Origin of the sequence: Caulobacter segnis, from assembly GCF_003243465.1 — a bacterium.
Lineage (GTDB): Bacteria > Pseudomonadota > Alphaproteobacteria > Caulobacterales > Caulobacteraceae > Caulobacter > Caulobacter segnis_A.
In genome coordinates this window covers 13898-34158 of record NZ_QFQZ01000035.1, presented here as the reverse complement: position 1 = coordinate 34158, position 20261 = coordinate 13898, and the positions used below count along the sequence as shown (strand labels likewise).

The following is a 20261-nucleotide window of genomic DNA, read 5'->3' as shown; positions in this document are numbered from 1 at the left end:
AGGGAGCCTTCGATGGACGTGATCGACGCCGTCAACCGCCGCATGTCGGTGCGCGCCTTCAAGCCGGATCCCGTCGACGCCGCCCTGGTGCGCGAGCTGCTGGAACTCTCCGCGCGCGCGCCCTCCGGCGGCAACCTCCAGCCCTGGCGGGTGCAGGTCGTCTCCGGCGCGCCGCTGAAGGCCCTGACCGACGCGATGCTGGCCCGTGTCGCCTCGCCCGACCCCACCGAATACGACGTCTATCCCGCCAACCTGTGGGAGCCGCTGCGCAGCCGCCGCTTCCAGGTCGGCGAGGACATGTACGGCGCGCTGGGCATTCCGCGCGAGGACAAGCTAAAGCGTCTTCAGTGGTTCGCGTCCAACGGCCAGGGCTTCGGCGCGCCGGTGCAGCTGTTCTTCTCGATCGACCGCCGCTGCGGCCCGCCGCAGTGGAGCGACGTCGGCATGTTCATGCAGACCTTCATGCTGCTGGCGGTCGAGCGCGGCCTCGACACCTGCCCGCAAGAGTTCTGGTCGCACTACAACAAGCTGGTCGACGCGCATGTCGGCCTGCCCGAGGGTCACATGCTGTTCTCCGGCATGGCCCTGGGCTACCGCGACGCCGACGCCCCGGTGAGCAACTTCCGCTCCCGCCGCGCCCCGTTCGAGGAGTGGGGCGAGTTGAAAGGGTTCTAACGTCTTACCTCCGATTTCCCCGGCGAATACCGGGGCCCAGATCCCAAAGCACTTGGGCTGATTGGAAGAACGCCGCGCTCATGGCGACCGCGTCAACGCTTTTCCATCTGGGTCCCGGCGTTCGCCGGGAAGGTCGGATGGACGTTACCCCGCGAACTGGCGCGGGCCGCTGATGTCGGGGATCTCCATGACCCCGGCCTCGCCGCTTTCGTCGCCCCAGGCCAAGCGCTTGCCGTCGGCGCTGACGGCCAGGGCGCTGATCGGAGCGCCCTTCTCGGCCTTCAGGGTCTCGATGCGGCCGTTGCGCATGTGGGCGGCCCAGATCTTGCCGTTGTCCTGGCCGGCCAGGCAGACGGGGTGGGTGTCGATGCCCGCGACCCGCACGACCATCGAATCGCGGGAGAAGCCGATCTCGGCCGCTTCCTTGCCCATCGGGCCGCTGGCCCCGGCGAACGGCCAGATGACCGCGCCGTTGGCGCCGGCCGTGACCAGCAGGTTGCCCTTGTCGAAGAAGGCCAGGCTCTTGATCTTGGCGGGATAGCCGCCCATCCGCATGTCCTTGCCGTCCGACAGGCGCCAGCCGTGCAGCTGGTTCTCCTGCATCGACGAGATCAGGAACTTGCCGTCGGGGCTGAAGGCCACGGCGATGTGGCTGCCGGCCCACTTCAGGAGCTGCGGCTTCTGGTCGGCGATCCGCGCGTACCAGAGATAGGCGCCGCCGTAGGTGGCCGAGGCCAGGCGGCGGCCCTTGGGCTCGAAGGCCAGGCCCGACACCGTCTTCTCGTGCGTGAAGGTCCGGGCGAAGGACGGGTCGGCGGCGTCGCGGACATGGACCTCCTTGCCGGCGGTGAAGGCGATCAGGCCCGAGGCGGCGCTGGTCGCCACGTGCTCGATCCACCTGTTCTTCACCTCGGCCAGGACCGTGGCGACGACCTCGCCGTTCTCGATTCGCGTCCAGACCACGCGGCCGTCGTCGCCTCCGGTGACGATTCCGGCGCCGCTGGGATGGGCGGCCGCAGCCAGGACGGCGCCGCCAAGCGGGCCGCCATGGGCTTCCACGGTGACGAAGCCATCCTCGGTCTGCAGGCGCACGGTCCCGTCGCCCAAGGCGAAGGCGGCGCGGCCGGACCGGTCGAAAAGGACGTCGGTGACGAAGGCGTCGAAGGAAAAGATCATGCGCGCGAGATAAGGCGCCGAGGCCTTCACGGCCAGACTCTTTCAAGGCGATGCCTTTCGAGGCGCGTTTGGCCCCAGGCGCCCGTTCGAACGGCGTTCGGCAAAAAGTCTGAAAAAGGGGCTTGCTATTGCGCCGCGTCCTCGGGCTTTACTTCCGCGCCCGTCTGCGCCAGACGTGGCGCGGTAATGACATTTTCAGGCGCGCGCGGGGCGCGTGGCCTTCTGGGAGACAGTCAGGCATGGCGGCTAAACTTGCTGGCGGCGGCGGTGGCCGTTATTCGCTGGGCCAAAATTCCGAAATCAACGTCACGCCCTTCGTGGACATCCTTCTGGTGCTGCTGATCATCTTCATGGTCGCCGTGCCGATGGCCGTGACCTCCATCAAGATCGACCTGCCGCCGGCCTCGCCGCCGCCGCCGAACGCGCCGAAGCCGAAGGAACCGGTCTTCATCTCGATCCAGAAGTCGGGCGCGATCTTCATCGCCGACCGTCAGACCAGCCTGGACGGCCTGGAAGCGGACCTGACCTCGAAGTTCGCCGCCAACGGCCAGTCGGGTCCGAAGGACGACCAACGCGTCATGATCCGCGCCGACGCCGACGTCATGTACGCCGACTTCATGGGCGTGCTGAACCAGCTGCAGACCTCGGGCTGGTACAAGGTCGGCCTGATCAACGAAGACATCCACTAAGGATCGTCCTCGGCGACAGCCAAGAACACGAAAGCCCCGGAGCTCAGGCTCCGGGGCTTTTTGTTTGTCCGCAGCGGCCCTTCTCCCCTTGTGGGAGAAGGTGCCGCCAAAGGCGACGGATGAGGGGTCGCGCAAACGAAAGCCGCCGCGACAGCGGTCAGGCCTGCCGCGGCGGATCTCATCTTCAACCGCTCACCCGGCCCTAGCGGGCCACCCTCTCCCGGAAGGGGGAGAGGGGCGTTCCTCAAGCCGCCGTCGCCTCGAAGCCCGCGCGCAGCTCGGCCTCATCCAGGTCGCGGCCGATGAAGACCATGCGGCTGTAGCGCTTGTCCTTGTCGGTCCATTCGCGCTGGAAGTCGCCTTCCAGGATCATGTGCACGGCCTGGAAGACGAGACGCTTGTTCTCGCCCTTCACGTCGATGATGCCCTTGGCGCGCAGGATGTCCGGGCCGCGCTTGGCCAGCAGGTCGTTGAGCCAGGCGGTGATCTTCTGGCCGTCGACGGGCTTGTCGAGCGTCAGGGAGATCCCCTTCACGCCGTCGTCGTGCACGTCGCTCTTAGCCCCGTGATGGTGGGTGTCGTGGTGATGATGGTGGTGGTGATCGTGACCGCAGTGCTCGTCATGCACGTGGTCATGATCGTGGTGATGATGGTCGTGGCCGCAGTGCTCGTCGTGCACATGGCCCGGCTCGCCGTGGGCGGGATTGAGGAAGTCCGGCTCCAGCTCGGTGATCCGGTCCAGGTCGAAGCTGTGCTTGCCCAGGATCGCTTCCAGCGGAACGTTCGAGCGCTGGGCGCGATGGATCGGCGCCAGCGGGTTGATCCGGCGGATGCGGGCCTCGACGTGGCGCAGGTCGTCCTCGGAGACCAGGTCGGTCTTGTTCAGCACGATCTGGTCGGCGAAGGCGATCTGCTCGACCGCCTCCTTGCTGTCGCCCAGGCGCAGCATGATGTGCTTGGCGTCGACGACGGCGGTGACCGAGTCCAGCGCCGTGCGCGCCTTGACGTCCTCGTCGACGAAGAAGGTCTGGGCCACCGGGCCGGGATCGGCCAGGCCCGTGGTCTCGACGATGATGGCGTCGAATCCGCCCTTCCTTTTCATCAGGCCCTGAAGAACCCGGATCAGGTCGCCGCGCACCGTGCAGCAGACGCAGCCGTTGTTCATCTCGAACACTTCCTCGTCGGCGCCGACCACCAGGTCGTTGTCGATGCCGACCTCGCCGAACTCATTGACGATCACGGCGTAGCGCTTGCCGTGCTCCTCGGTGAGGATGCGGTTGAGCAGGGTGGTCTTGCCGGCGCCGAGATAGCCGGTCAGCACGGTGACGGGGATCTTGCCGGAAGCGGCGGAGGAAGCTTGGGTCATGGAGCGCTATTTAGGCGCTCGCTCCGGCAAACAAAAGCCGGTGCGCCCTTACAGTTCGAGGAACGCCACGCCCAGGCCCATGGCGATCAGGGCCAGACCCAGGATCGTCGACTCGTAGCGGGCGATGCGCTCCAACCCCAACCGCTTGACGCCAGCCAGGCTCAGCGTCGTGAACAGCAGCATGCCGGTGGCGGTGGCGGCCATCAGGACGGCGCTCAAGGTCAGGAAGCCGGTCCAGCCATGCTTCACGCCCGCCAGGTAGATCGGCAGGAACGCCTCGCAAGGCGACAGGGTCAGCAGCACCACCAGGGCGACGATAGCGGCCCGATCCGAGGCGTAGCGGCGGGTAGTGACGTCGTCACGGGCATGGTCATGCCGACCGCGCCATAGATAGAAGAGTCCGAGCGCGCCCATCAGCGCCCCGACCACCCAGCCGAACACCGCCCCCATGTGGGGCTGAACGGCGAGGCCCGCGCCCACCAGCACCACGCCAAGCACGATGGTGAAGGCCACGTGGCCAAGGCCCGCCAGGGCGGTGACGCTCAGCGTCTTGCCCGCCGACCAGTGCTGGCCGCGGCCGACCAGCACGAACGGCAGCCAGTGAGTCGGCAGCGCCGCGTGCAGGAAGGCGACGGCGAAGCCGGTGGCGGCGATGGGAGCGAGAAGCGTCGGGTTCACGGCCAACGATATAGCGTGTTATAAAGTAACACGCCAGGGATCATCGCGAACTTCTCGCATTTAGGGGGAAACCCTTCCGGATTCCCATGGCGACGCCGTTGACTCTCAGGCTCGCGGCTGTATAAGTCGCGCCCTCTTCGCCCGCCGGGTTTCCGAGCGGGCGTTCCCTATTTTGCGAACGCACGTTTTTAAGGCGCTAAACCTATGTACGCGGTGATCAAAACCGGCGGCAAGCAGTACCGGGTTCAAGCCGGCGACCTGCTGGTGGTCGAAAAGCTTGAAGGTGAACCCGGCGCGGCCGTGGCCTTCAACGAAGTCCTGATGCTTGGCGAAGGCGAGGCCGTGACGGTCGGCGCTCCGCTCGTCGACGGCGCTGTCGTCACGGGCGCCCTGATCGAAACCCGCAAGGGTGAGAAGGTGAAGATCTTCAAGAAGATCCGCCGTCAGGGCTACCGCCGCACCCGCGGTCACCGCCAGCTGGAATCGGTCGTGCGCGTCACGTCCGTCGCCGGCGCCGGCAAGGAAGCCAAGTGGGAAGGGTCGATCGACCTGACCCCGAAGGTGATCCTGGACGCCCGCGCTCGCGGCCTCGGCGACGCCGCCGTGCCGTTCTCGGTCCCGGCCGCCGTCGAAGCCGCTCCGGCTCCGAAGAAGGCCAAGGCTCCGAAGGCTGCCGACGCCGCCGCCGAGCCGGCCGCCGAAGCCGCCCCGAAGAAGAAGGCCGCCCCTAAGAAGGCCGCCGCCACCACGGAGGAAGGCGAAGCCTAAGGGCGACGCCTTCTAAAGGTAGGAGAGCAAGATGGCTCACAAGAAATCAGGCGGCTCGTCCAGCAACGGTCGCGACTCAGAGTCGAAGCGCCTTGGCGTGAAGAAGTTCGGCGGCGAGAAGGTTCTCGCCGGCAACATCCTCGTGCGTCAGCGCGGCACCAAGTTCTACCCGGGTTCGGGCGTGGGCATTGGCAAGGATCACACCCTCTTCGCGCTCGTACAGGGCGCGGTGGGCTTCGTGACCAAGAAGCACAACCGCACCTACGTGACCGTTACCCCGGCCGCTCAACCGGCCGAGTAAGCACGAACCAAGGTTTCTGCGGATCGTGCTTCAGTTGAAGACGATCCGGACAGACGATCTCTAGCGGGGAGTCCGGAACGCCGGGCTCCCCGCTTTTGTTTTGTCTCGCCGCCATCCAAACCAAGCTTCGCCATGGCGGCGTCACGGTCCCACTTCAAGGAGGACCGGAGGAACCTTTGGGAGGCGCCGATGTGCGTCATCGAAGAAAGACCCGTCATCGAAACCCAGCGGCTGACGCTGCGCGTTCCGGTCAAGGCCGATGTCGAGCGCGTGGCGGCCTTCTGTGTCGATCATGACGTGGCGCGCATGACCACGCGCATGCCCTCGCCCTACACCCGCGCTCACGCCGAAGACTTCGTCGCCCGCTGCGGAACCCAGGATCGCTCGCGCGACAACACCTTCGCGATCGAGCTGGCCGACGAGGGGCTGATCGGCGTGGTTGGCCTGTTCACGACTTTGGAGGGCCAGGTCGAGCTGGGCTACTGGATCGGCCGGCCCTACTGGGGGCGCGGCTACGCCACCGAGGCGACCAAGAGCGCCTTGGATTGGGCGCGCGGCGCCTGGAACAAGCGCTATGTCACCGCAGGGCACTTCGCCGATAACGAGGCCTCGGGGCGCGTTCTGGTCAAGGCCGGCTTCCTCTACACCGGCGTGGTCGAGCACAAGCCGTCGGTCGCGCGCGGCGAGCCGGCCGCGACGCGCATGATGGTCTGGCTGGCCTAGGGGCGTCTCGCCGCCCTCAGGCCGCGCGGTGGGTGTGGATCACCTTCTGCGGGCCTTCGCGGAATCGCTTCTCGGCGACCAGGATCCGCTCACAAAGGGCGTCCAGGTCGGTCAGCAGCGAATAGGTGGCGTAGATGGGGATCTCCATCATCGCCACCTGGGCCCGCGGCATGAACTCGGTGTACTTCTTCCAGGCCACATGGTTGTCGCGTGCGTTCAGGGCGCGCTGGCCCAGCGGATTCCACAGGTCCAGATCGACCAGCTCATCCCGGCACTGCTTCATCACCGGCAGGGCGATGTAGAGAAACAGGAAGGTCGGGGTCGCGGCCTTGCTGAACTGCGGCTGCACCTGCAGGTGCCAGATGCGGTAGGCCTCGAAGAAGCCCGCCTTCCGCGCCGGGTCCGGCGGCAGCCACGAGGCGTTCTCGTTGATCAGGTCATTGGCGGTGTCGGCGCGCTTGACCAGCTCGTCGGCGCTGGCGCCGGGCGGCATGGTCTTGGACAGCGCCGCGACCGGAATGGCCAGTTTCTTGGCGACGTCGGGATAGGCGACCTGCTTGCCGGCCATCGGTGTCCATTGGCCAAACGACGGCGCGCCCGGCGTGCTGGCGCGCTTGGTGGCGGCGGCCTTGTGCAGCAGCAACTGCTCCTCGCGTTGCTGCTCGGCGCGCAGGCGGTCGAATTCTTCCTCGTGCGCGGCCTGCTCCTCGGCCGTCATCCATCGCGCCCGGCCAGGACCGTAGGTCCGCTCGTAGCGGTTCAGCAGGACCAGGGTGTGCTCTGGCGATGGGCGCAGCCCGACCTCGCCCAGGAACACCTTGAAGTCGCGCCATTGCGGCGCGACGCCGGTTCCGCGGCTGATCAGGATGTTGCGGTGAACTGAGGCCTCGGCGCTATACTTGCGATGAATCTCCTGGGTCGACAGCTCGACCAGATCCTTCTCGAGAATAACGTCACCTTCTACTTCGGTCGCCAAGGTCAGCCTCCAGTTCCGCCGCGAACACACGTCGGTTTGCTGCCATGACACTTTGTCGCATACCGTGTTTTAACATTTCGTCACGACGCCGACAGGTGATCACCCTTTTCTGGGGCAAGGGGCTGTGGCCAAGCGTCACGGCGCCAGCAGGGTTTTGGCTCGACGCGCGGGACGCCTTGGGACAAAAGGACCGCATGAAATTCTTGGACCAATGCAAGATCTACATCCGCTCCGGTAACGGCGGCGGCGGATCGGTGTCGTTCCGCCGCGAGAAGTACATCGAGTACGGCGGCCCGGACGGCGGCGACGGCGGCCGCGGCGGCGACGTGTGGATCGAGGCCGTCGAAGGCCTCAACACCCTGATCGACTATCGCTACCAGCAGCACTTCAAGGCCGGCACGGGCGTGCACGGCATGGGTCGCGCGCGCCATGGCGCCGCCGGCGAAGACGTTGTCCTGAAGGTTCCCGTCGGCACCGAGATCCTCGAAGAGGACAAGGAGACCCTGATCGCCGACCTCGACCACGCCGGCATGCGCATCCTGCTGGCCAAGGGCGGCAACGGCGGCTGGGGCAACCTGCACTTCAAGGGCCCGGTCAACCAGGCGCCGAAATACGCCAATCCCGGCCAGGAAGGCGAGGAACGCTGGATCTGGCTGCGGCTGAAGCTGATCGCCGACGTCGGCCTGGTGGGCTTGCCCAACGCCGGCAAGTCGACCTTCCTGGCCGCCGCCAGCGCCGCCAAGCCCAAGATCGCCGACTATCCGTTCACCACCCTGACCCCGAACCTCGGCGTCGTGGACCTGTCCAGCAGCGAACGCTTCGTGCTGGCCGACATCCCCGGCCTGATCGAGGGCGCATCGGAGGGCGCGGGCCTCGGCACGCGGTTCCTGGGCCACGTCGAGCGCTCGGCCACCCTGATCCACCTGATCGACGCCACCCAGGACGATATCGTCGGCGCCTATGAGACGATCCGGGGCGAGCTGGAAGCCTATGGCGACGAGCTGGCCGACAAGGCCGAGATCCTGGCGTTGAACAAGATCGACGCCCTCGATGAGGAGACGCTCGCCGAGAAGGTCGCCCTTCTGGAAGCCGTCGCCGGCGTCAAGCCGCGCCTGGTCTCGGGCGTCTCGGGCCAGGGCGTGACGGCGCTGCTGCGCGCCGCCTACAAGCAGGTTCGCATCCGTCGCGGCGATCTCGAGGAGGAGATCGACGACGACGAGGACCACGTCGACGAGACCCCCGGGGGTTGGACGCCGTGAGCCAGGCCAGCGAGGCGTTCAAGAGCGCCCGCCGCATCGTCTTCAAGGTTGGCTCGGCCCTCTTGGTCGACGACGAGACGGGCGCGGCCGACCGCGCGTGGCTCGAGGCGTTCTGCGCCGACGCCGCCGCCCTGCGCGAGCAGGGCAAGCAGCTGCTGGTCGTGTCGTCCGGCGCGGTGGCCCTGGGCCGCCGGCGCCTGGGCCTGTCCGGCCGCAAGGCCACCCTGCCGGAAAAGCAGGCCGCCGCCGCCGCCGGGCAGTCCCTGCTGATGCGCGCCTGGGAGGAGGCCTTCGAGCCGCATGGCCTCAGCGTCGCCCAGATCCTGCTGACCCGCGACGACACCGAGACCCGCCGCCGCTGGCTGAACGCCCGCGCCACGACCGAGACCCTGATGGGCCTGGACGTCGTGCCGGTGGTCAACGAGAACGACACCGTCGTCACCGAAGAGATCCGCTACGGCGACAACGACCGCCTCGCCGCGCGCGTGGCCCAGATGGCGGGCGCGGACCTGCTGGTGCTGCTGTCGGACATCGACGGCCTCTACACCGCCGACCCGCGCAAGACCCCCAAGGCCGAGCACATCCCGCTCGTCAGCGAGATCACGGCGGAGATCGCCGGCATGGCCGAGGGCGCCAACGCCGCCGCCGGGGTCGGCACGGGCGGCATGGCCACCAAGATCGCCGCCGCCCGCATCGCCCGCGCCGCCGGCTGCGCCACCCTGATCACCCTGGGCTCGCGCCCGCGGCCGCTGGCCGCCATCGCCGACGGCGAGAAGGCGACGCTGATCGAGGCCGGCGCGTCCCCCGCCGCCGCCTACAAGGCCTGGATCGCCGGCTCCCTGGCGCCCCAGGGCTGGGTCACGGTCGACGCCGGCGCCGCCAAGGCGCTGGAGGCAGGCAAGAGCCTGCTGTCAGCGGGCGTGCGCGCCATCGAGGGCCCGTTTGACAAGGGCGACGCCGTCCGGGTCCGCGACGAGACGGGCCGCGAGGTCGCGCGCGGCATCGTCCGCTACGACAGCGCCGACGCCCAGCGCATCGCGGGCCTGCGCTCGGACGCCATCGAGGCCGAGCTCGGGTTCACCGAGGGCCCGATGATCCACGCCGACGACCTGGCCGTAGCCAACTAGACGTTTCCAGTTACGAGCATCCCCATGGCCTACCGATCCCTCCGCGAATTCATTGACGTTCTGGAGGCCAAGGGCGAACTGGTCCGGGTCAAGGAGCCCGTGTCCAGTGTGCTCGAGATGACCGAGATCCAGACGCGCCTGCTGGCGACGGGCGGTCCGGCGGTTCTGTTCGAGAACGTCCTGCTGCCCGACGGCTCGCGCTCGGAAATGCCGGCGCTCGCCAACCTGTTCGGTACGGTCAAGCGCGTGGCCATGGGCGTCACCCTGGGCGGCGAGCCGCGCGAGACGGCGGGCGAGCTGCGCGAGGTCGGCGAGCTTTTGGCCTTCCTGCGTCAGCCCCAGCCGCCCAAGGGCCTCAAGGACGCCCTCGACATGCTGCCTCTGGCCAAGACGGTCATGAGCATGCGCCCCGGAACCGTGAAGAAGGCCCCCGTGCAGGAGGTCGTCCTGACCGGCGACCAGATCGACCTGACCAAGCTGCCGGTGCAGACCTGCTGGCCGGGCGAGCCCGCGCCGCTGATCACCTGGCCGCTGGTCGTGACCAAGGGGCCGGGCAAGGACCGCGAGGACGACTTCAACCTCGGCATCTACCGCATGCAGGTGCTGGGCAAGGATAAGTGCATCATGCGCTGGCTGGCCCACCGCGGCGGGGCCCAGCACTACGCCCGCCACAAGAAGGCGGGCAACAAGGAGCCCCTGCCCGCCTGCGCCGTCCTGGGCGCGGATCCAGGGACGATCCTGGCGGCGGTGACGCCGGTGCCCGACACCCTGTCGGAATACCAGTTCGCCGGCCTGCTGCGCGGCGCCAAGGTCGATCTCGTGCCGGCCAAGACCGTGCCGCTGATGGTGCCGGCCCACGCCGAGATCGTCATCGAGGGCCACGTCCTCTTGGACGAGTTCGCCGACGAGGGGCCCTACGGCGACCACACCGGCTACTACAACAGCGTCGAGAAGTTCCCGGTCTTCCAGGTGACGGCGATCACCATGCGCAAGGACCCGATCTACCTGACCACCTTCACGGGCCGGCCGCCGGACGAGCCCTCGGTGCTGGGCGAGGCGCTGAACGAGGTGTTCATCCCTCTCATCCGCCAGCAGTTCCCCGAGATCGTAGACTTCTGGCTGCCGCCCGAGGGCTGCAGCTACCGCATCGCCGTGGTGTCGATGAAGAAGGCCTATCCTGGCCACGCCAAGCGCGTGATGCTGGGCGTCTGGAGCTATCTGCGCCAGTTCATGTACACCAAGTGGGTGATCGTCGTGGACCACGACATCAACGCCCGCGACTGGAAGGACGTGATGTGGGCGATCAGCACCAAGATGGACCCGGCGCGGGACATCACGGTGATCGAGCACACCCCAATCGACTACCTCGACTTCGCCAGCCCCGAGAGCGGCCTCGGCTCCAAGATCGGGCTCGACGCCACCGACAAGTGGCCGCCCGAGACCAAGCGCGAGTGGGGCGAGGAGATCCGCATGGACCAGGCCGTCGTCGACGCCGTCAGCGAGAAGTGGGCGCGGCTGGGCCTGCCGGGTGACGGCAAGCCGATCTGGAAGTAGCGACGAAGGCGTGTTATTACTCCGTTCTAACGGAGTAAGCCATATCCTCGGCCATTCGTAAGATCGGCAACTCGGCGGGGGTGATCATCCCCAAGCCGGTTCTTGAGACGCTGGGCGCCAAGCTTGGCGATCGCATCGATTTCGTGGCGGAAGACGGTCGGGTCTATCTGTCGCCTGTCACCGCCGATCCGCGCGAAGGCTGGGAAGAGGCGGCCAAGGAGCTCGCCGCCCTGGGCCTGACCGAAGAAGAGCGGGAATGGCTAGATGCGCCTCTGACTGACGACGAGGACTGGGTTTGGTAGCCCGTGGCGATATCTGGCTGGTTCGGCTGGACCCAACCGTCGGCAGCGAAAGCAAGAAGGCCCGACCCTGCGTGGTCGTATCGCCCGATGGCCTGAACCACCTGCCGGTCCACATCGTCGTGCCGATGACGACCGGCAGTCGCCCGTCGCCTTTCCGGCCGACGGTGGCGTTCGCGGGACGAAGCGGCCTGATATTGCCCGACCAGATCAAGTCGGTCGCGCGTGAACGGATGCTGCGCAAGGTGGGGACGCTGGACCAAGCCGCCCTTTCGGAGCTTCTGGACATCCTGAGGCGTGTGTTCGCGGACTGACCTCTTGCCGGGCGCCGCGGCATGGTCGAGGAACAATCCATGCGAAGCATTCTGTCGATCGCCGCCGTTCTTTTGCTGTCCGCGAGTCCCGCCATGTCCCAAACGCCTCCCGCTAAAGCCCCGTGGGACGAAGCTTTCCTGCCGCCAGCCCCGCACTGGCAGGGCGCCAGCCAGGCGCTGATCCGCGACAAGGCCGATCCCTGGGTGACGCCGTTCGAGGCCGACGCCGAGCACGACTTCTCGCCGACCTACGCCGACACTCGCGCCTGGTTCGACAAGCTCGACAAGGCCAGCAAGCTGATCCGCGTCGAAGACTTCGGCGTCTCGCCGCAGGGCCGCGCGATCTTCGCGGTCATCGCCTCCAAGGACGGCGACAAGCTCGATCCCCAAAAGCCACTGCTGCTGGTCCAGGCCGGCATCCATCCCGGCGAGATCGACGGCAAGGACGCCGGCATGATGCTGCTGCGGGACATGGCCTTCCACGGCAAGGACAAGCTGCTGGACAAGGTCAACCTGGTGCTGATCCCGATCCTGTCGGTCGACGGCCATGAGCGCTCGGGCCCCTACTCTCGCCCCAACCAGCGCGGGCCGCGCATCCAGGGCTGGCGCAACACCGCGACCAACCAGAACCTGAACCGCGACTTCATGAAGCTGGACCAGCCGGAGATGCAGGCGCTGAAGCGCTTGCAGGCCAAGTACAAGGCCGATCTCTATGTCGATGTCCACGTGACCGACGGCATGGACTACCAATACGACGTCACCTACGGCTTCAACGGCGAGAACGGCGTCTGGAACCGCTCGCCGGCCATCGCCAAGTGGCTGGACGGGGTGCTGAAGCCCGTCATGAACAAGAGCCTGGAGGCCGAGGGCCACATCCCGGGCGAGCTGGTGTTCGGCGTCGATGAGCACAATCCCAAGGCCGGCTTCTCGGATGGGGGCCTGGGCGAGCGCTTCTCGAACGGCTGGGGCGCGGCGGCCCACGTGCCGACCATCCTGATCGAGAACCATAGCCTCAAGCCCCACGCCCAGCGGGTGCTCGGGACCTATGTCTTCATCGAGACGGCGATGAAGCTGCTGGCCGACAAGGGCGGTGACCTGCGGACCGCCATCGCCGCCGACAGCGCCCTGCGCCCGGCGGAGATCCCGGCCAATTTCGTGTCCGACGACAAGCCGGCCTACACGCGCGCCTTCAAGGGCATCAAATACGAATACTACGACAGCCCCGCCTCGGGCCGGAAGGAAGTGCGCTGGCTGGGCGAGGCCGATCCGGAGATCTGGAACGTCCCGTTCTATGGCTCCAAGCCCTCGCTGACCCTGAAGCGCCCGGCGGCGTACTATGTGCCGAGCTACCGCGCCGACATCATCGAGCGCCTGAAGCTGCACGGCGTGGCGTTGGAGACCCTGCCCGCCGACACAACGCTCAAGGTCGAGATGATCCGCCTGGTCGATCCCAAGATCGCCACGCGCGCCAACGAGGGCCACGTGCAGATCAGCGTCGAGAAGGTCACCACGGAAACGCGCGACTGGACCTTCCCCAAGGGCTCGGTGCGCGTGCCGACAGACCAGCCGCTGGGCGACCTCGTCGTCCTCCTGCTTGAGCCGCAGTCGAACGAGAGCGTCTTCGCCTGGGGCATGGTCCCCGAGGTGCTGAGCCGCGTCGAATATATCGAGCCCTACGCCATCGCCCCGCTGGCCGAGAAGATGATGGCGGCGGACCCGAAGCTGAAGGCCGAGTTCGAGGCCAAGCTGGCCGCCGATCCCAAGTTCGCCGCCGATCCCGACGCGCGTCTCGCGTGGTTCTACAAGCGCACGCCCTTCTACGACGACCACCATCTGCTCTATCCGATCGCCCGCGAGGCGGCGAAGTAGCACCGGGTTGCCGTCACCGGGCGGAAGGTCTCATATGACCGGCCGCTCGGGGCGGGCGGCGTCATAGGGTTTGTGCAAGTCATGGATACGATCGTCTCAGGCCATGCGGCCGCCCTCTGGGCCGGGCTGCACCTCTTTCTCCTGCTGATCCTGTCGGTGCTGGTCGTGCGCCTGCGGCAGAAACACAAGGTGGCGCTGGGCGACGAGGGCATTCCAGAACTGGCGCGCGCCATCCGCGCCTTCGGCAACGCCACGGAGTACGTCCCGACCGGTATCGCCGCCCTGGCGGTGCTGGCCGTCGCCGGCGCTTCGGCCCTGACCATCCACATCATCGGCTTCCTGCTGTTCGCCGGCCGCGTGACCCACGCCATCGGCCTCTCCAACAGCGGCGGCGTATCGATCCCCCGCGCGGCGGGCATGATCGCCACCTGGCTGGCCTACATCTTCGCGGGCGTCGCCCTGCTGATCTCGGCCATCGCCTAGCTATCCTTCCTCCCCATTAGGGGGAGGTGGATCGCCGCGAATACGCGGCGAGACGGAGGGGGTCGCGAAGCGTGGTTCGCCCCCTCCACCGCCGTTCGGCGGTCCCCCTCCCCCAGAGGGGGAGGAAGGGGTTGAAACCCTTGCCCCGGCCCACGCGCGTCGTCCATAAGACCGCATGGACGAAAACCTGCTGCATGACGTGGTCGCCGCCGCGCGCAAGGCCGGGGCCGACGCGGCCGAGGCTGTCTTCGCCGAGCGCCAGTCGCTCTCCGTCAGCGTCCGCCTGGGCGACCTGGAAGAAGTCGAGCGCGAGGAGGCCCGGGACCTCGGCCTGCGCGTCTTCATCGGCCAGCGCAGCGCCACGGTCTCCGGCTCCGACATCTCGGCCGAGGCCCGCGCCAAGCTGATCGAGCGCGCCGTGGCCATGGCCCGCCTGGCGCCCGAGGATCCCTACGCCAGCCTGGCGCCGGCCGACCGCCTGGCCCGCGCGCCCTATCCCGACCTAGACCTCGTCGACGCCTACGAGCCCACGGCCGAGACGCTCGAGACCCAGGCGCGCACCGCCGAGGCGCACGCCCGCGCGGTCAAGGGCGTAACCAATTCTGACGGCGGCTCGGCCGCCTGGTCGTCGTCGCGCTGGGCCATGGTCACCAGCGAAGGCTTCCACGCCACTCACGCCGCCACCGGCCATTCGATCTCGGCCTCGGCCATCGCCGGCGAGGGCGCGGGCATGGAGCGCGGCGGCGAGGGCCGCTCGACCCGTCATTTCGGCGACCTGCCGGCCGCCGGCGACATCGGCATGGAGGCCGGCCGCCAGGCGGTCGCCCGCCTCAACCCGCGCAAGATCAGCTCGACCACCGCCCCGGTGATCTTCGAGAACCGCCTGGCCATGAGCCTGATCAGCCCTCTGATCGGCGCGATCTCCGGCCCGTCGATCGCCCGCGGCACCTCGTTCCTGAAGGACAGGCTGGGCCAGCCGATCTTCGCCCGCGGCGTCCATCTGCTGGAGGACCCGCACCGGGTGCGCGGCCTCGGCTCGGCGCCGTTCGACGACGAAGGCGTGGCGACACAGGCTCGCGCCCTGATCGACGACGGTGTGCTGACCACCTGGCTCTTGAACACCAGCTCGGCCAAGCAGCTGGGCCTCGCCACCACCGGCCACGCCTCGCGGGGCCTCGCCGGCCCCTCCGGCGTCTCGCCGCATAACCTCACGGTCCAGCCGGGCGAGAAAGACCTGCAGGGCCTGATGAGGGACGCGGGGACCGGCCTCGTCGTCACCTCGATGTTCGGCCCCTCGCTGAACGGCAACACCGGCGATTGGTCGGTGGGCTGCGCAGGGTTCTGGTTCGAGAACGGCGAGAGCACCGGGCCGGTGACCGAGATCACCGTGGCCGGCAACCTGATCGACATCTATGCGCGTCTCGTGCCCGGCTCGGACCTGGAGCTGCGCGGCGCCAGCAACAGTCCGTCGCTGCTGGTCGACGCCCTGGCCATCGCGGGCAAATGAACGACCTAGACCTGATCATCGAGGCCGCCCGGCAAGCGGGAGAGCTGGCGCTCTCGGCGCGCGAGAGCGGCCTGAAGATCTGGTCCAAGTCCGGCGGCTCGCCGGTCACCGACGCCGACCTGGCCGTCGACACCCTTCTGAAACTTGAGCTGAAGGCCGAGCGCCCCGACTACGGCTGGCTGTCTGAGGAGACCGCCGACGATCCGGCCCGTCTGGCCACCCGCCGCCAGTTCGTCGTCGACCCGATCGACGGGACCGTAGCTTTCATGAAGAACAAGCCGTGGTTCGCGGTCTCGATCGCCGTGGTCGAGGACGGCCGGCCGATCGCCGGCGTGGTCCATGCCCCGGCCCTGTCGGAGACCTACGCCGCCACGCTGGACGGCCCCGCCACCCTGAACGGCGTTCCCATCGCGCCCAGCGCCACGGACGAACTGCTCGGAGCCGCGATGCTGGGCGACGCCAAGATGTTCGCCCATCCCGCCTGGCGCGAGCCCTGGCCGCAGATGCGGATCGAGAGCCGCAACTCGATCGCCTATCGCATGTGCCTGGTGGCCTCCGGCGCGTTCGACGCGGCGGTGGCGCTGTCGCCCAAGAGCGAATGGGACCTGGCGGCCGCCGACCTGATCGTTCGTCGCGCGGGCGCCACGTTAAGTGATCATAAGGGTCACAGCTTCGCCTATAATCGGCCTGTCCCGCAGGTTCCGAGCCTGGTCTGCGCCAATCAGGCGCTTGCGCCATTGATCCTTAACCGCGTCGGGCATATCGAGCTGCCATAAAACCAATTCCTCGCAGGAACTTGCTCCAAATGCCCGATAAGCAGCTTCTTCATCTCGTCATCGGCGGTGAACTGAAGGACGTCGCCGGCACCGAATTCCGCGACCTGTCGAAGGTCGAATTCGTCGGCGCCTATCCGAACTACGACGAGGCCCACAAGGCCTGGAAGGCCAAGGCCCAGGCCACGGTCGACAACGCCCACGCCCGCTACTTCATCATCCACGCCCACAAGCTGCTGGATCCGAGCGAGGGCTAACAAAAAATCCTCCCCCTAGCGGGGGAGGTGTCGGCGAAGCCGACGGAGGGGGATGAGGCCCGCTCAACAGCCCTCCCCCCTCCGGCCTTCGGCCGCCTCCCCCACGGGGGGAGGATTTTGCGCCCCTACTCCCGCCGCAGAATCTTGTCCGTCAGCACCTTCCCCAGCATTCCCGCCCGGAAGGTCTTCTTCATCGCGACCGGATCGTAGTCCTCGCTCTCGACCCATTCGCTGAAGCTCAGCCCCTTGGGCTCGCCCTTCTCCAGGTACTGCTCGAAGGTGTAGTCCAGCACGCCGGTGTTGCCGTGCTTGATGTGCAGGTAGCGCGGGCCCAGCTGCTTCATCGCCTCACGGATCGGCTGGCCCAGGCGGTAGTGGGCGTAGAAGACGCTCATGATCCCGGCCCGGTCCGCGCCGGACTTGCAGTGCATCAGGGCCGGATACTCGATCGTCTCGAACAGCTCCTTGGCCCCCCGCACCCGCTCGCGGATCGGGACCTCGCGCGAGGTGATGGTGAAGTCGACGAAGTTCAGGCCCAGGCGCTGGCAGGCGTCCTTTTCCAGCGCGTAGAAGCTGCCGTCGAAGCCGCCGCGCAGGTTCACGATCGTCTTGATGCCCTGCTTCTTCCACCAGGCCAGCTGGAACGGCCAGGGCTGGTTGGCGCGGACCATCTCGGGGCTGATCCAGTGGGCGTTGGAAAAGCCCAGCCGCAGATAGGCGTGGTCGTTCCACAGATAGTGGAGATAGGTCTTGAACCGGCCCCAGGGCGTGGTGAGGTCGAACTTAGCCAAGCGGGACGATCCTTGCGAAATGCGCGGTCTAAGTAGGATAGAGCCGCCCGAAAGGCAAAACCGGCCCTTATGCTGTCGCTTTTACCGGCCAGTGCGGCTCGCAAGTCATTGACAGCCTCCGCCTGAAATCCGACCCCTCCCCCATGACGACACCGGACCGCCAGCCCTCGAACCGCGCCCTGATGGGCCGGATGTGGCGCGAGTTCCTGGCGCCCCGCTGGAAGGGCTTCGCGGTCTCGATGATCAGCGCGGTGATCGTCGCCCGCCTGACCGTCATGCTGGGCGAGTATGTCGAGCCGGCCGTCGACAAGCTGATCGCCAAGCCGCAGCCCGGCGCGATGATCTGGGTTCCCCTGACGATCGCGGCCCTCGCCATCGCCCGCGGCGTCTTCCAGGTCATTCAGGCCAGCCTGATCAACCGGATCGGCAATGGCGTGGTCGGCGACATGCAGACCCGCCTGTTCGGCCGCCTGATCCGCGCGGATCTCGCCCGCCTGCGCGGCGCGCACTCGGGCTCCTACGTCTCGTCGGTGCTCTACGATGCGGGCCTGATCCGCGAAGCGGCGACCACCGGTGTCATCAACTACGTCCGCGAGGCTCTGACCGTCGCCATCACCCTCTGGGCGCTGCTGAAGAGCGATCCGATCCTGGCGGCTGGCGTGCTGATCATCGTGCCTGGGGTCAGCGGCATCATCCGCAACTTCTCCAAGCGCACGACCAAGGCCGCCAAGGGCGCCATGGGCGAGACCTCCAACCTCTCCACCGCGATCATGGAAAGCCTGGACGGGGTCAAGATCGTCAAGATGGAGAACCGCGAGGCCTATGAGGAAGGCCGCGTGGCCGCCGTGGTCGAGCGCCGCCAGCGTCACCTGATCAAGGGCAGCAACGCCCGAGCCATGGCCGCCCCGGCCACCGAGCTCTTCTCGCAGCTGGTGATCGCGGCGGTGTTCGCCTATGCGGGCTGGCGCGCCATCACCGGCGCCCTGGCCGTCGGGCCTCTCACCCTGCCGCCGATCACCGCCGGCGGCTTCCTGAAGTTCGTGATCCTGCTGGGCATCGCCGCCCAGTCGCTACGCCAGGTCGCCAATCTGCAGACGGTGTTCAGCGAGGGCCTGACCGCCGCCCGCCGGCTGTTCGAGGCCCTCGACGTCCAGCCGACCATCGTCGATCCCGCCGACGCCAAGCCGCTGCCGGCCGGCGACAGCGCCATCGCCCTGAGCCACGTCACCTTCTCGTACGGCGCCGACATCCCGGCCTTGTCGGATGTCTCGATCGAGGCGCGCCGGGGCGAGACCGTGGCCCTGGTCGGTCCCTCGGGCGGCGGCAAGAGCTCGATCCTGAACCTGATCCCGCGCTTCTACGACGTGAACGGCGGGGCGGTGACGATCGACGGCTGCGACGTGCGGACCGTGACCCTAGCGTCCTTGCGCGACCGCATCGCCCTGGTCACCCAGGAGCCGTTCCTGTTCGACGACACCATCCGGGCCAACATCGCCTACGCCCGTCCCGGGGCCAGCCAGCTGGAGATTGAGGCCGCCGCGCGTCAGGCCGCCGCCCACGACTTCATCCTGGCCCTGCCCGAGGGCTACGACACCCCCGTCGGCGAGGCCGGCGCGCGCCTGTCGGGCGGCCAACGCCAGCGCATCGCCATCGCCCGCGCCTTCCTGAAGAACGCCCCGATCCTGCTTCTGGACGAGGCGACCAGCGCCCTCGACACCGAGAGCGAGGCCCAGGTCCAGGCGGCGCTGGAGCGGCTGATGGCCGGCCGGACCACCATCCTGATCGCCCACCGCCTGTCGACCGTGAGGAACGCCGACCGCATCTACGTGATCGACAAGGGCCGGGTGGTCGAGACCGGATCGCACGTCGCGCTCGTCCAGGCCGGCGGCCTCTATGCGCGTCTGGCCAAGGCCCAGGATCTCGACCACAGCCCGGACGCGCCGACCCTGGAGGGCGACGCTTGAGGCCTCTGCGTTCGCCGTTCGTGATCTGGCTGCTGTCCTCGATCTTCGCCGGCTATTCGAAACTGGTCTTCAAGACCCTCCGCATGACCGAGGAGGGTCGCGAGCAGGCCGAAGCCGTCTGGGCGCGAGGCCGCGAGACGGGCGTCGGCGCGATCCTGTGCTTCTGGCACTCGCGCATCCCGATGTCGCCGCTGAGCTGGCCGCAGGACCTCTCGCGCCGCCAGGACATGCGCGCCCTGATCTCGCGCTCGAACGACGGCGAGTTCATCGCCCGCACGGTCGAGAAGCTGGGCTTTCCGGCGATCCGGGGCTCGTCCGCCAAGAAGACGGACCTCGCCAAGAACAAGCACGGCGAGCAAGCCTTCCGCGACATGGTCAAGTGGGTGAAGGACGGCGGCGGCGTCGCCATCACCCCCGACGGTCCGCGCGGCCCCGCCGAGCACATGGAGAAGGGCACCCCGTCCCTGGCCCGCGTCACCGGCGCGCCGGTGATCTTCGTGGGCCTGGCGGCCAAGCCCTGCCTGCGCCTGGGCTCCTGGGACCAGACCATGATCCCCCTGCCCTTCGCCAAGGCCGCCATGGTGTGGGACGGCCCGACCGGCGCCGGGCGCGGCGACGACCCCGACCAACTGGTCGAGGAATGGGCCGCGCGCCTTTCGGCGGTCACCCGGCGGGCCGAAGCCCTGGTCGAAGATTGATCCGGCCCTTGCTT

22 protein-coding genes and 1 pseudogene are annotated in these 20261 nt (G+C 67.8%); 17 read left to right on the top strand and 6 right to left on the bottom strand.

The annotated features are described in order from the left end of the window. Positions 1 to 12 precede the first annotated feature (12 nt). A complete protein-coding gene (locus tag DI526_RS12320) occupies positions 13 to 675 on the top strand; it encodes a nitroreductase (RefSeq protein ID WP_304278162.1) in 663 nt (220 codons plus the stop codon). A gap of 144 nt (positions 676 to 819) precedes the next feature. Here the strand turns inward: DI526_RS12320 and DI526_RS12315 are convergent, their stop codons facing one another. After that, on the bottom strand, positions 820 to 1851 hold the full coding sequence (locus DI526_RS12315; RefSeq protein WP_304278159.1) for a WD40 repeat domain-containing protein: 1032 nt from the start codon (positions 1849 to 1851) through the stop codon (positions 820 to 822). A gap of 239 nt (positions 1852 to 2090) precedes the next feature. On the opposite strand from DI526_RS12315, the gene DI526_RS12310 reads away from it, so the two are divergent. After that, a complete protein-coding gene (locus DI526_RS12310) occupies positions 2091 to 2540 on the top strand; it encodes a biopolymer transporter ExbD (protein WP_304278155.1) in 450 nt (149 codons plus the stop codon). Between the two features lie 244 nt (positions 2541 to 2784). Here DI526_RS12310 and DI526_RS12305 read toward each other — a convergent pair whose 3' ends face one another. Together DI526_RS12305 and DI526_RS12300 are read right to left on the bottom strand one after the other, a co-directional pair. Beyond that, positions 2785 to 3906: a GTP-binding protein gene (locus DI526_RS12305; RefSeq protein ID WP_304278153.1), complete on the bottom strand. Its 1122-nt coding sequence runs from the start codon at positions 3904 to 3906 to the stop codon at positions 2785 to 2787. 48 nt (positions 3907 to 3954) lie between these two features. Further along, positions 3955 to 4584 (bottom strand): hypothetical protein, encoded by a 630-nt coding sequence (locus tag DI526_RS12300; RefSeq protein ID WP_304278150.1) that lies wholly within the window; start codon positions 4582 to 4584, stop codon positions 3955 to 3957. A gap of 204 nt (positions 4585 to 4788) precedes the next feature. Here DI526_RS12300 and rplU point away from each other — a divergent pair, with 204 nt between their 5' ends. The 3 genes from rplU to DI526_RS12285 all read left to right on the top strand — a co-directional run bounded on the left by rplU (position 4789) and on the right by DI526_RS12285 (position 6376). Further along, the gene (gene rplU / locus DI526_RS12295) at positions 4789 to 5352 is read left to right on the top strand and encodes a 50S ribosomal protein L21 (protein ID WP_304278148.1); all 564 of its coding nucleotides are present in this window, start codon (positions 4789 to 4791) and stop codon (positions 5350 to 5352) included. Between the two features lie 31 nt (positions 5353 to 5383). Beyond that, a complete protein-coding gene (gene rpmA / locus DI526_RS12290) occupies positions 5384 to 5653 on the top strand; it encodes a 50S ribosomal protein L27 (RefSeq protein ID WP_010918207.1) in 270 nt (89 codons plus the stop codon). Between the two features lie 189 nt (positions 5654 to 5842). Next, positions 5843 to 6376: a GNAT family N-acetyltransferase gene (locus DI526_RS12285; protein WP_304278138.1), complete on the top strand. Its 534-nt coding sequence runs from the start codon at positions 5843 to 5845 to the stop codon at positions 6374 to 6376. Between the two features lie 16 nt (positions 6377 to 6392). On the opposite strand, the gene DI526_RS12280 is transcribed toward DI526_RS12285, so the two are convergent. Continuing rightward, on the bottom strand, positions 6393 to 7352 hold the full coding sequence (locus DI526_RS12280) for a hypothetical protein (RefSeq protein WP_304278136.1): 960 nt from the start codon (positions 7350 to 7352) through the stop codon (positions 6393 to 6395). Positions 7353 to 7546: 194 nt separating this feature from the next. Here DI526_RS12280 and obgE point away from each other — a divergent pair, with 194 nt between their 5' ends. The 10 genes from obgE (at position 7547) to DI526_RS12230 (ending at position 16794) form a co-directional block, all read left to right on the top strand. Continuing rightward, the gene (obgE, locus tag DI526_RS12275) at positions 7547 to 8611 is read left to right on the top strand and encodes a GTPase ObgE (RefSeq protein ID WP_304278133.1); all 1065 of its coding nucleotides are present in this window, start codon (positions 7547 to 7549) and stop codon (positions 8609 to 8611) included. Further along, the gene (gene proB, locus DI526_RS12270) at positions 8608 to 9738 is read left to right on the top strand and encodes a glutamate 5-kinase (protein WP_304278131.1); all 1131 of its coding nucleotides are present in this window, start codon (positions 8608 to 8610) and stop codon (positions 9736 to 9738) included. Before obgE ends, proB begins: the two co-directional genes overlap by 4 nt. A 24-nt stretch (positions 9739 to 9762) precedes the next feature. Further along, entirely contained in the window at positions 9763 to 11292 is a 1530-nt protein-coding gene (locus DI526_RS12265) for a UbiD family decarboxylase (protein WP_304278129.1), read from the top strand. Positions 11293 to 11333: 41 nt separating this feature from the next. Then, positions 11334 to 11594 carry an AbrB/MazE/SpoVT family DNA-binding domain-containing protein gene (locus DI526_RS12260; protein ID WP_369691995.1) on the top strand — a complete coding sequence of 87 codons (261 nt, stop codon included), beginning with the start codon at positions 11334 to 11336 and terminating at the stop codon, positions 11592 to 11594. Further along, on the top strand, positions 11588 to 11905 hold the full coding sequence (locus tag DI526_RS12255; RefSeq protein ID WP_304278127.1) for a type II toxin-antitoxin system PemK/MazF family toxin: 318 nt from the start codon (positions 11588 to 11590) through the stop codon (positions 11903 to 11905). Before DI526_RS12260 ends, DI526_RS12255 begins: the two co-directional genes overlap by 7 nt. 39 nt (positions 11906 to 11944) lie before the next feature. After that, positions 11945 to 13774 (top strand): M14 family metallopeptidase, encoded by a 1830-nt coding sequence (locus tag DI526_RS12250; protein ID WP_304278124.1) that lies wholly within the window; start codon positions 11945 to 11947, stop codon positions 13772 to 13774. Between the two features lie 81 nt (positions 13775 to 13855). Continuing rightward, positions 13856 to 14257: an MAPEG family protein gene (locus DI526_RS12245; RefSeq protein WP_304278121.1), complete on the top strand. Its 402-nt coding sequence runs from the start codon at positions 13856 to 13858 to the stop codon at positions 14255 to 14257. A 175-nt stretch (positions 14258 to 14432) separates the two neighbouring features. After that, the gene (locus tag DI526_RS12240; RefSeq protein ID WP_304278118.1) at positions 14433 to 15764 is read left to right on the top strand and encodes a TldD/PmbA family protein; all 1332 of its coding nucleotides are present in this window, start codon (positions 14433 to 14435) and stop codon (positions 15762 to 15764) included. Further along, complete coding sequence (locus DI526_RS12235) at positions 15761 to 16540, top strand: 3'(2'),5'-bisphosphate nucleotidase CysQ (RefSeq protein ID WP_304278117.1); 780 nt, start codon at positions 15761 to 15763, stop codon at positions 16538 to 16540. The genes DI526_RS12240 and DI526_RS12235 overlap by 4 nt, the downstream gene beginning before the upstream one ends. A 20-nt stretch (positions 16541 to 16560) precedes the next feature. Next, positions 16561 to 16794 carry a DUF4170 domain-containing protein gene (locus DI526_RS12230; RefSeq protein ID WP_304278114.1) on the top strand — a complete coding sequence of 78 codons (234 nt, stop codon included), beginning with the start codon at positions 16561 to 16563 and terminating at the stop codon, positions 16792 to 16794. 5 nt (positions 16795 to 16799) lie between these two features. On the opposite strand, the pseudogene DI526_RS12225 reads toward DI526_RS12230, so the two are convergent. After that, positions 16800 to 16914, bottom strand: a pseudogene (locus DI526_RS12225) (hypothetical protein); the annotation flags it as partial. Positions 16915 to 16919: 5 nt separating this feature from the next. Further along, the gene (locus DI526_RS12220) at positions 16920 to 17585 is read right to left on the bottom strand and encodes a tyrosine-protein phosphatase (protein ID WP_304278111.1); all 666 of its coding nucleotides are present in this window, start codon (positions 17583 to 17585) and stop codon (positions 16920 to 16922) included. A 143-nt stretch (positions 17586 to 17728) separates the two neighbouring features. On the opposite strand from DI526_RS12220, the gene DI526_RS12215 reads away from it, so the two are divergent. Together DI526_RS12215 and DI526_RS12210 are read left to right on the top strand one after the other, a co-directional pair. Then, entirely contained in the window at positions 17729 to 19549 is a 1821-nt protein-coding gene (locus DI526_RS12215; protein WP_304278108.1) for an ABC transporter ATP-binding protein, read from the top strand. Then, positions 19546 to 20247 (top strand): lysophospholipid acyltransferase family protein, encoded by a 702-nt coding sequence (locus DI526_RS12210; RefSeq protein ID WP_304278105.1) that lies wholly within the window; start codon positions 19546 to 19548, stop codon positions 20245 to 20247. Before DI526_RS12215 ends, DI526_RS12210 begins: the two co-directional genes overlap by 4 nt. The last annotated feature ends 14 nt before the right edge of the window (positions 20248 to 20261 follow it).

What these genes read in the sequence shown, in the direction of transcription:
- DI526_RS12215 (WP_304278108.1), top strand. Translation starts at nt 17,729, where the DNA reads ATGACGACACCGGACCGCCAGCCCTCGAACCGCGCCCTGATGGGCCGG.
- rpmA (WP_010918207.1), top strand. Translation starts at nt 5,384, where the DNA reads ATGGCTCACAAGAAATCAGGCGGCTCGTCCAGCAACGGTCGCGACTCA.
- DI526_RS12310 (WP_304278155.1), top strand. Translation starts at nt 2,091, where the DNA reads ATGGCGGCTAAACTTGCTGGCGGCGGCGGTGGCCGTTATTCGCTGGGC.
- DI526_RS12265 (WP_304278129.1), top strand. Translation starts at nt 9,763, where the DNA reads ATGGCCTACCGATCCCTCCGCGAATTCATTGACGTTCTGGAGGCCAAG.
- DI526_RS12305 (WP_304278153.1), bottom strand. Translation starts at nt 3,906, where the DNA reads ATGACCCAAGCTTCCTCCGCCGCTTCCGGCAAGATCCCCGTCACCGTG.
- DI526_RS12320 (WP_304278162.1), top strand. Translation starts at nt 13, where the DNA reads ATGGACGTGATCGACGCCGTCAACCGCCGCATGTCGGTGCGCGCCTTC.
- DI526_RS12245 (WP_304278121.1), top strand. Translation starts at nt 13,856, where the DNA reads ATGGATACGATCGTCTCAGGCCATGCGGCCGCCCTCTGGGCCGGGCTG.
- rplU (WP_304278148.1), top strand. Translation starts at nt 4,789, where the DNA reads ATGTACGCGGTGATCAAAACCGGCGGCAAGCAGTACCGGGTTCAAGCC.
- DI526_RS12250 (WP_304278124.1), top strand. Translation starts at nt 11,945, where the DNA reads ATGCGAAGCATTCTGTCGATCGCCGCCGTTCTTTTGCTGTCCGCGAGT.
- obgE (WP_304278133.1), top strand. Translation starts at nt 7,547, where the DNA reads ATGAAATTCTTGGACCAATGCAAGATCTACATCCGCTCCGGTAACGGC.
- DI526_RS12235 (WP_304278117.1), top strand. Translation starts at nt 15,761, where the DNA reads ATGAACGACCTAGACCTGATCATCGAGGCCGCCCGGCAAGCGGGAGAG.
- DI526_RS12315 (WP_304278159.1), bottom strand. Translation starts at nt 1,851, where the DNA reads ATGATCTTTTCCTTCGACGCCTTCGTCACCGACGTCCTTTTCGACCGG.
- DI526_RS12285 (WP_304278138.1), top strand. Translation starts at nt 5,843, where the DNA reads ATGTGCGTCATCGAAGAAAGACCCGTCATCGAAACCCAGCGGCTGACG.
- DI526_RS12240 (WP_304278118.1), top strand. Translation starts at nt 14,433, where the DNA reads ATGGACGAAAACCTGCTGCATGACGTGGTCGCCGCCGCGCGCAAGGCC.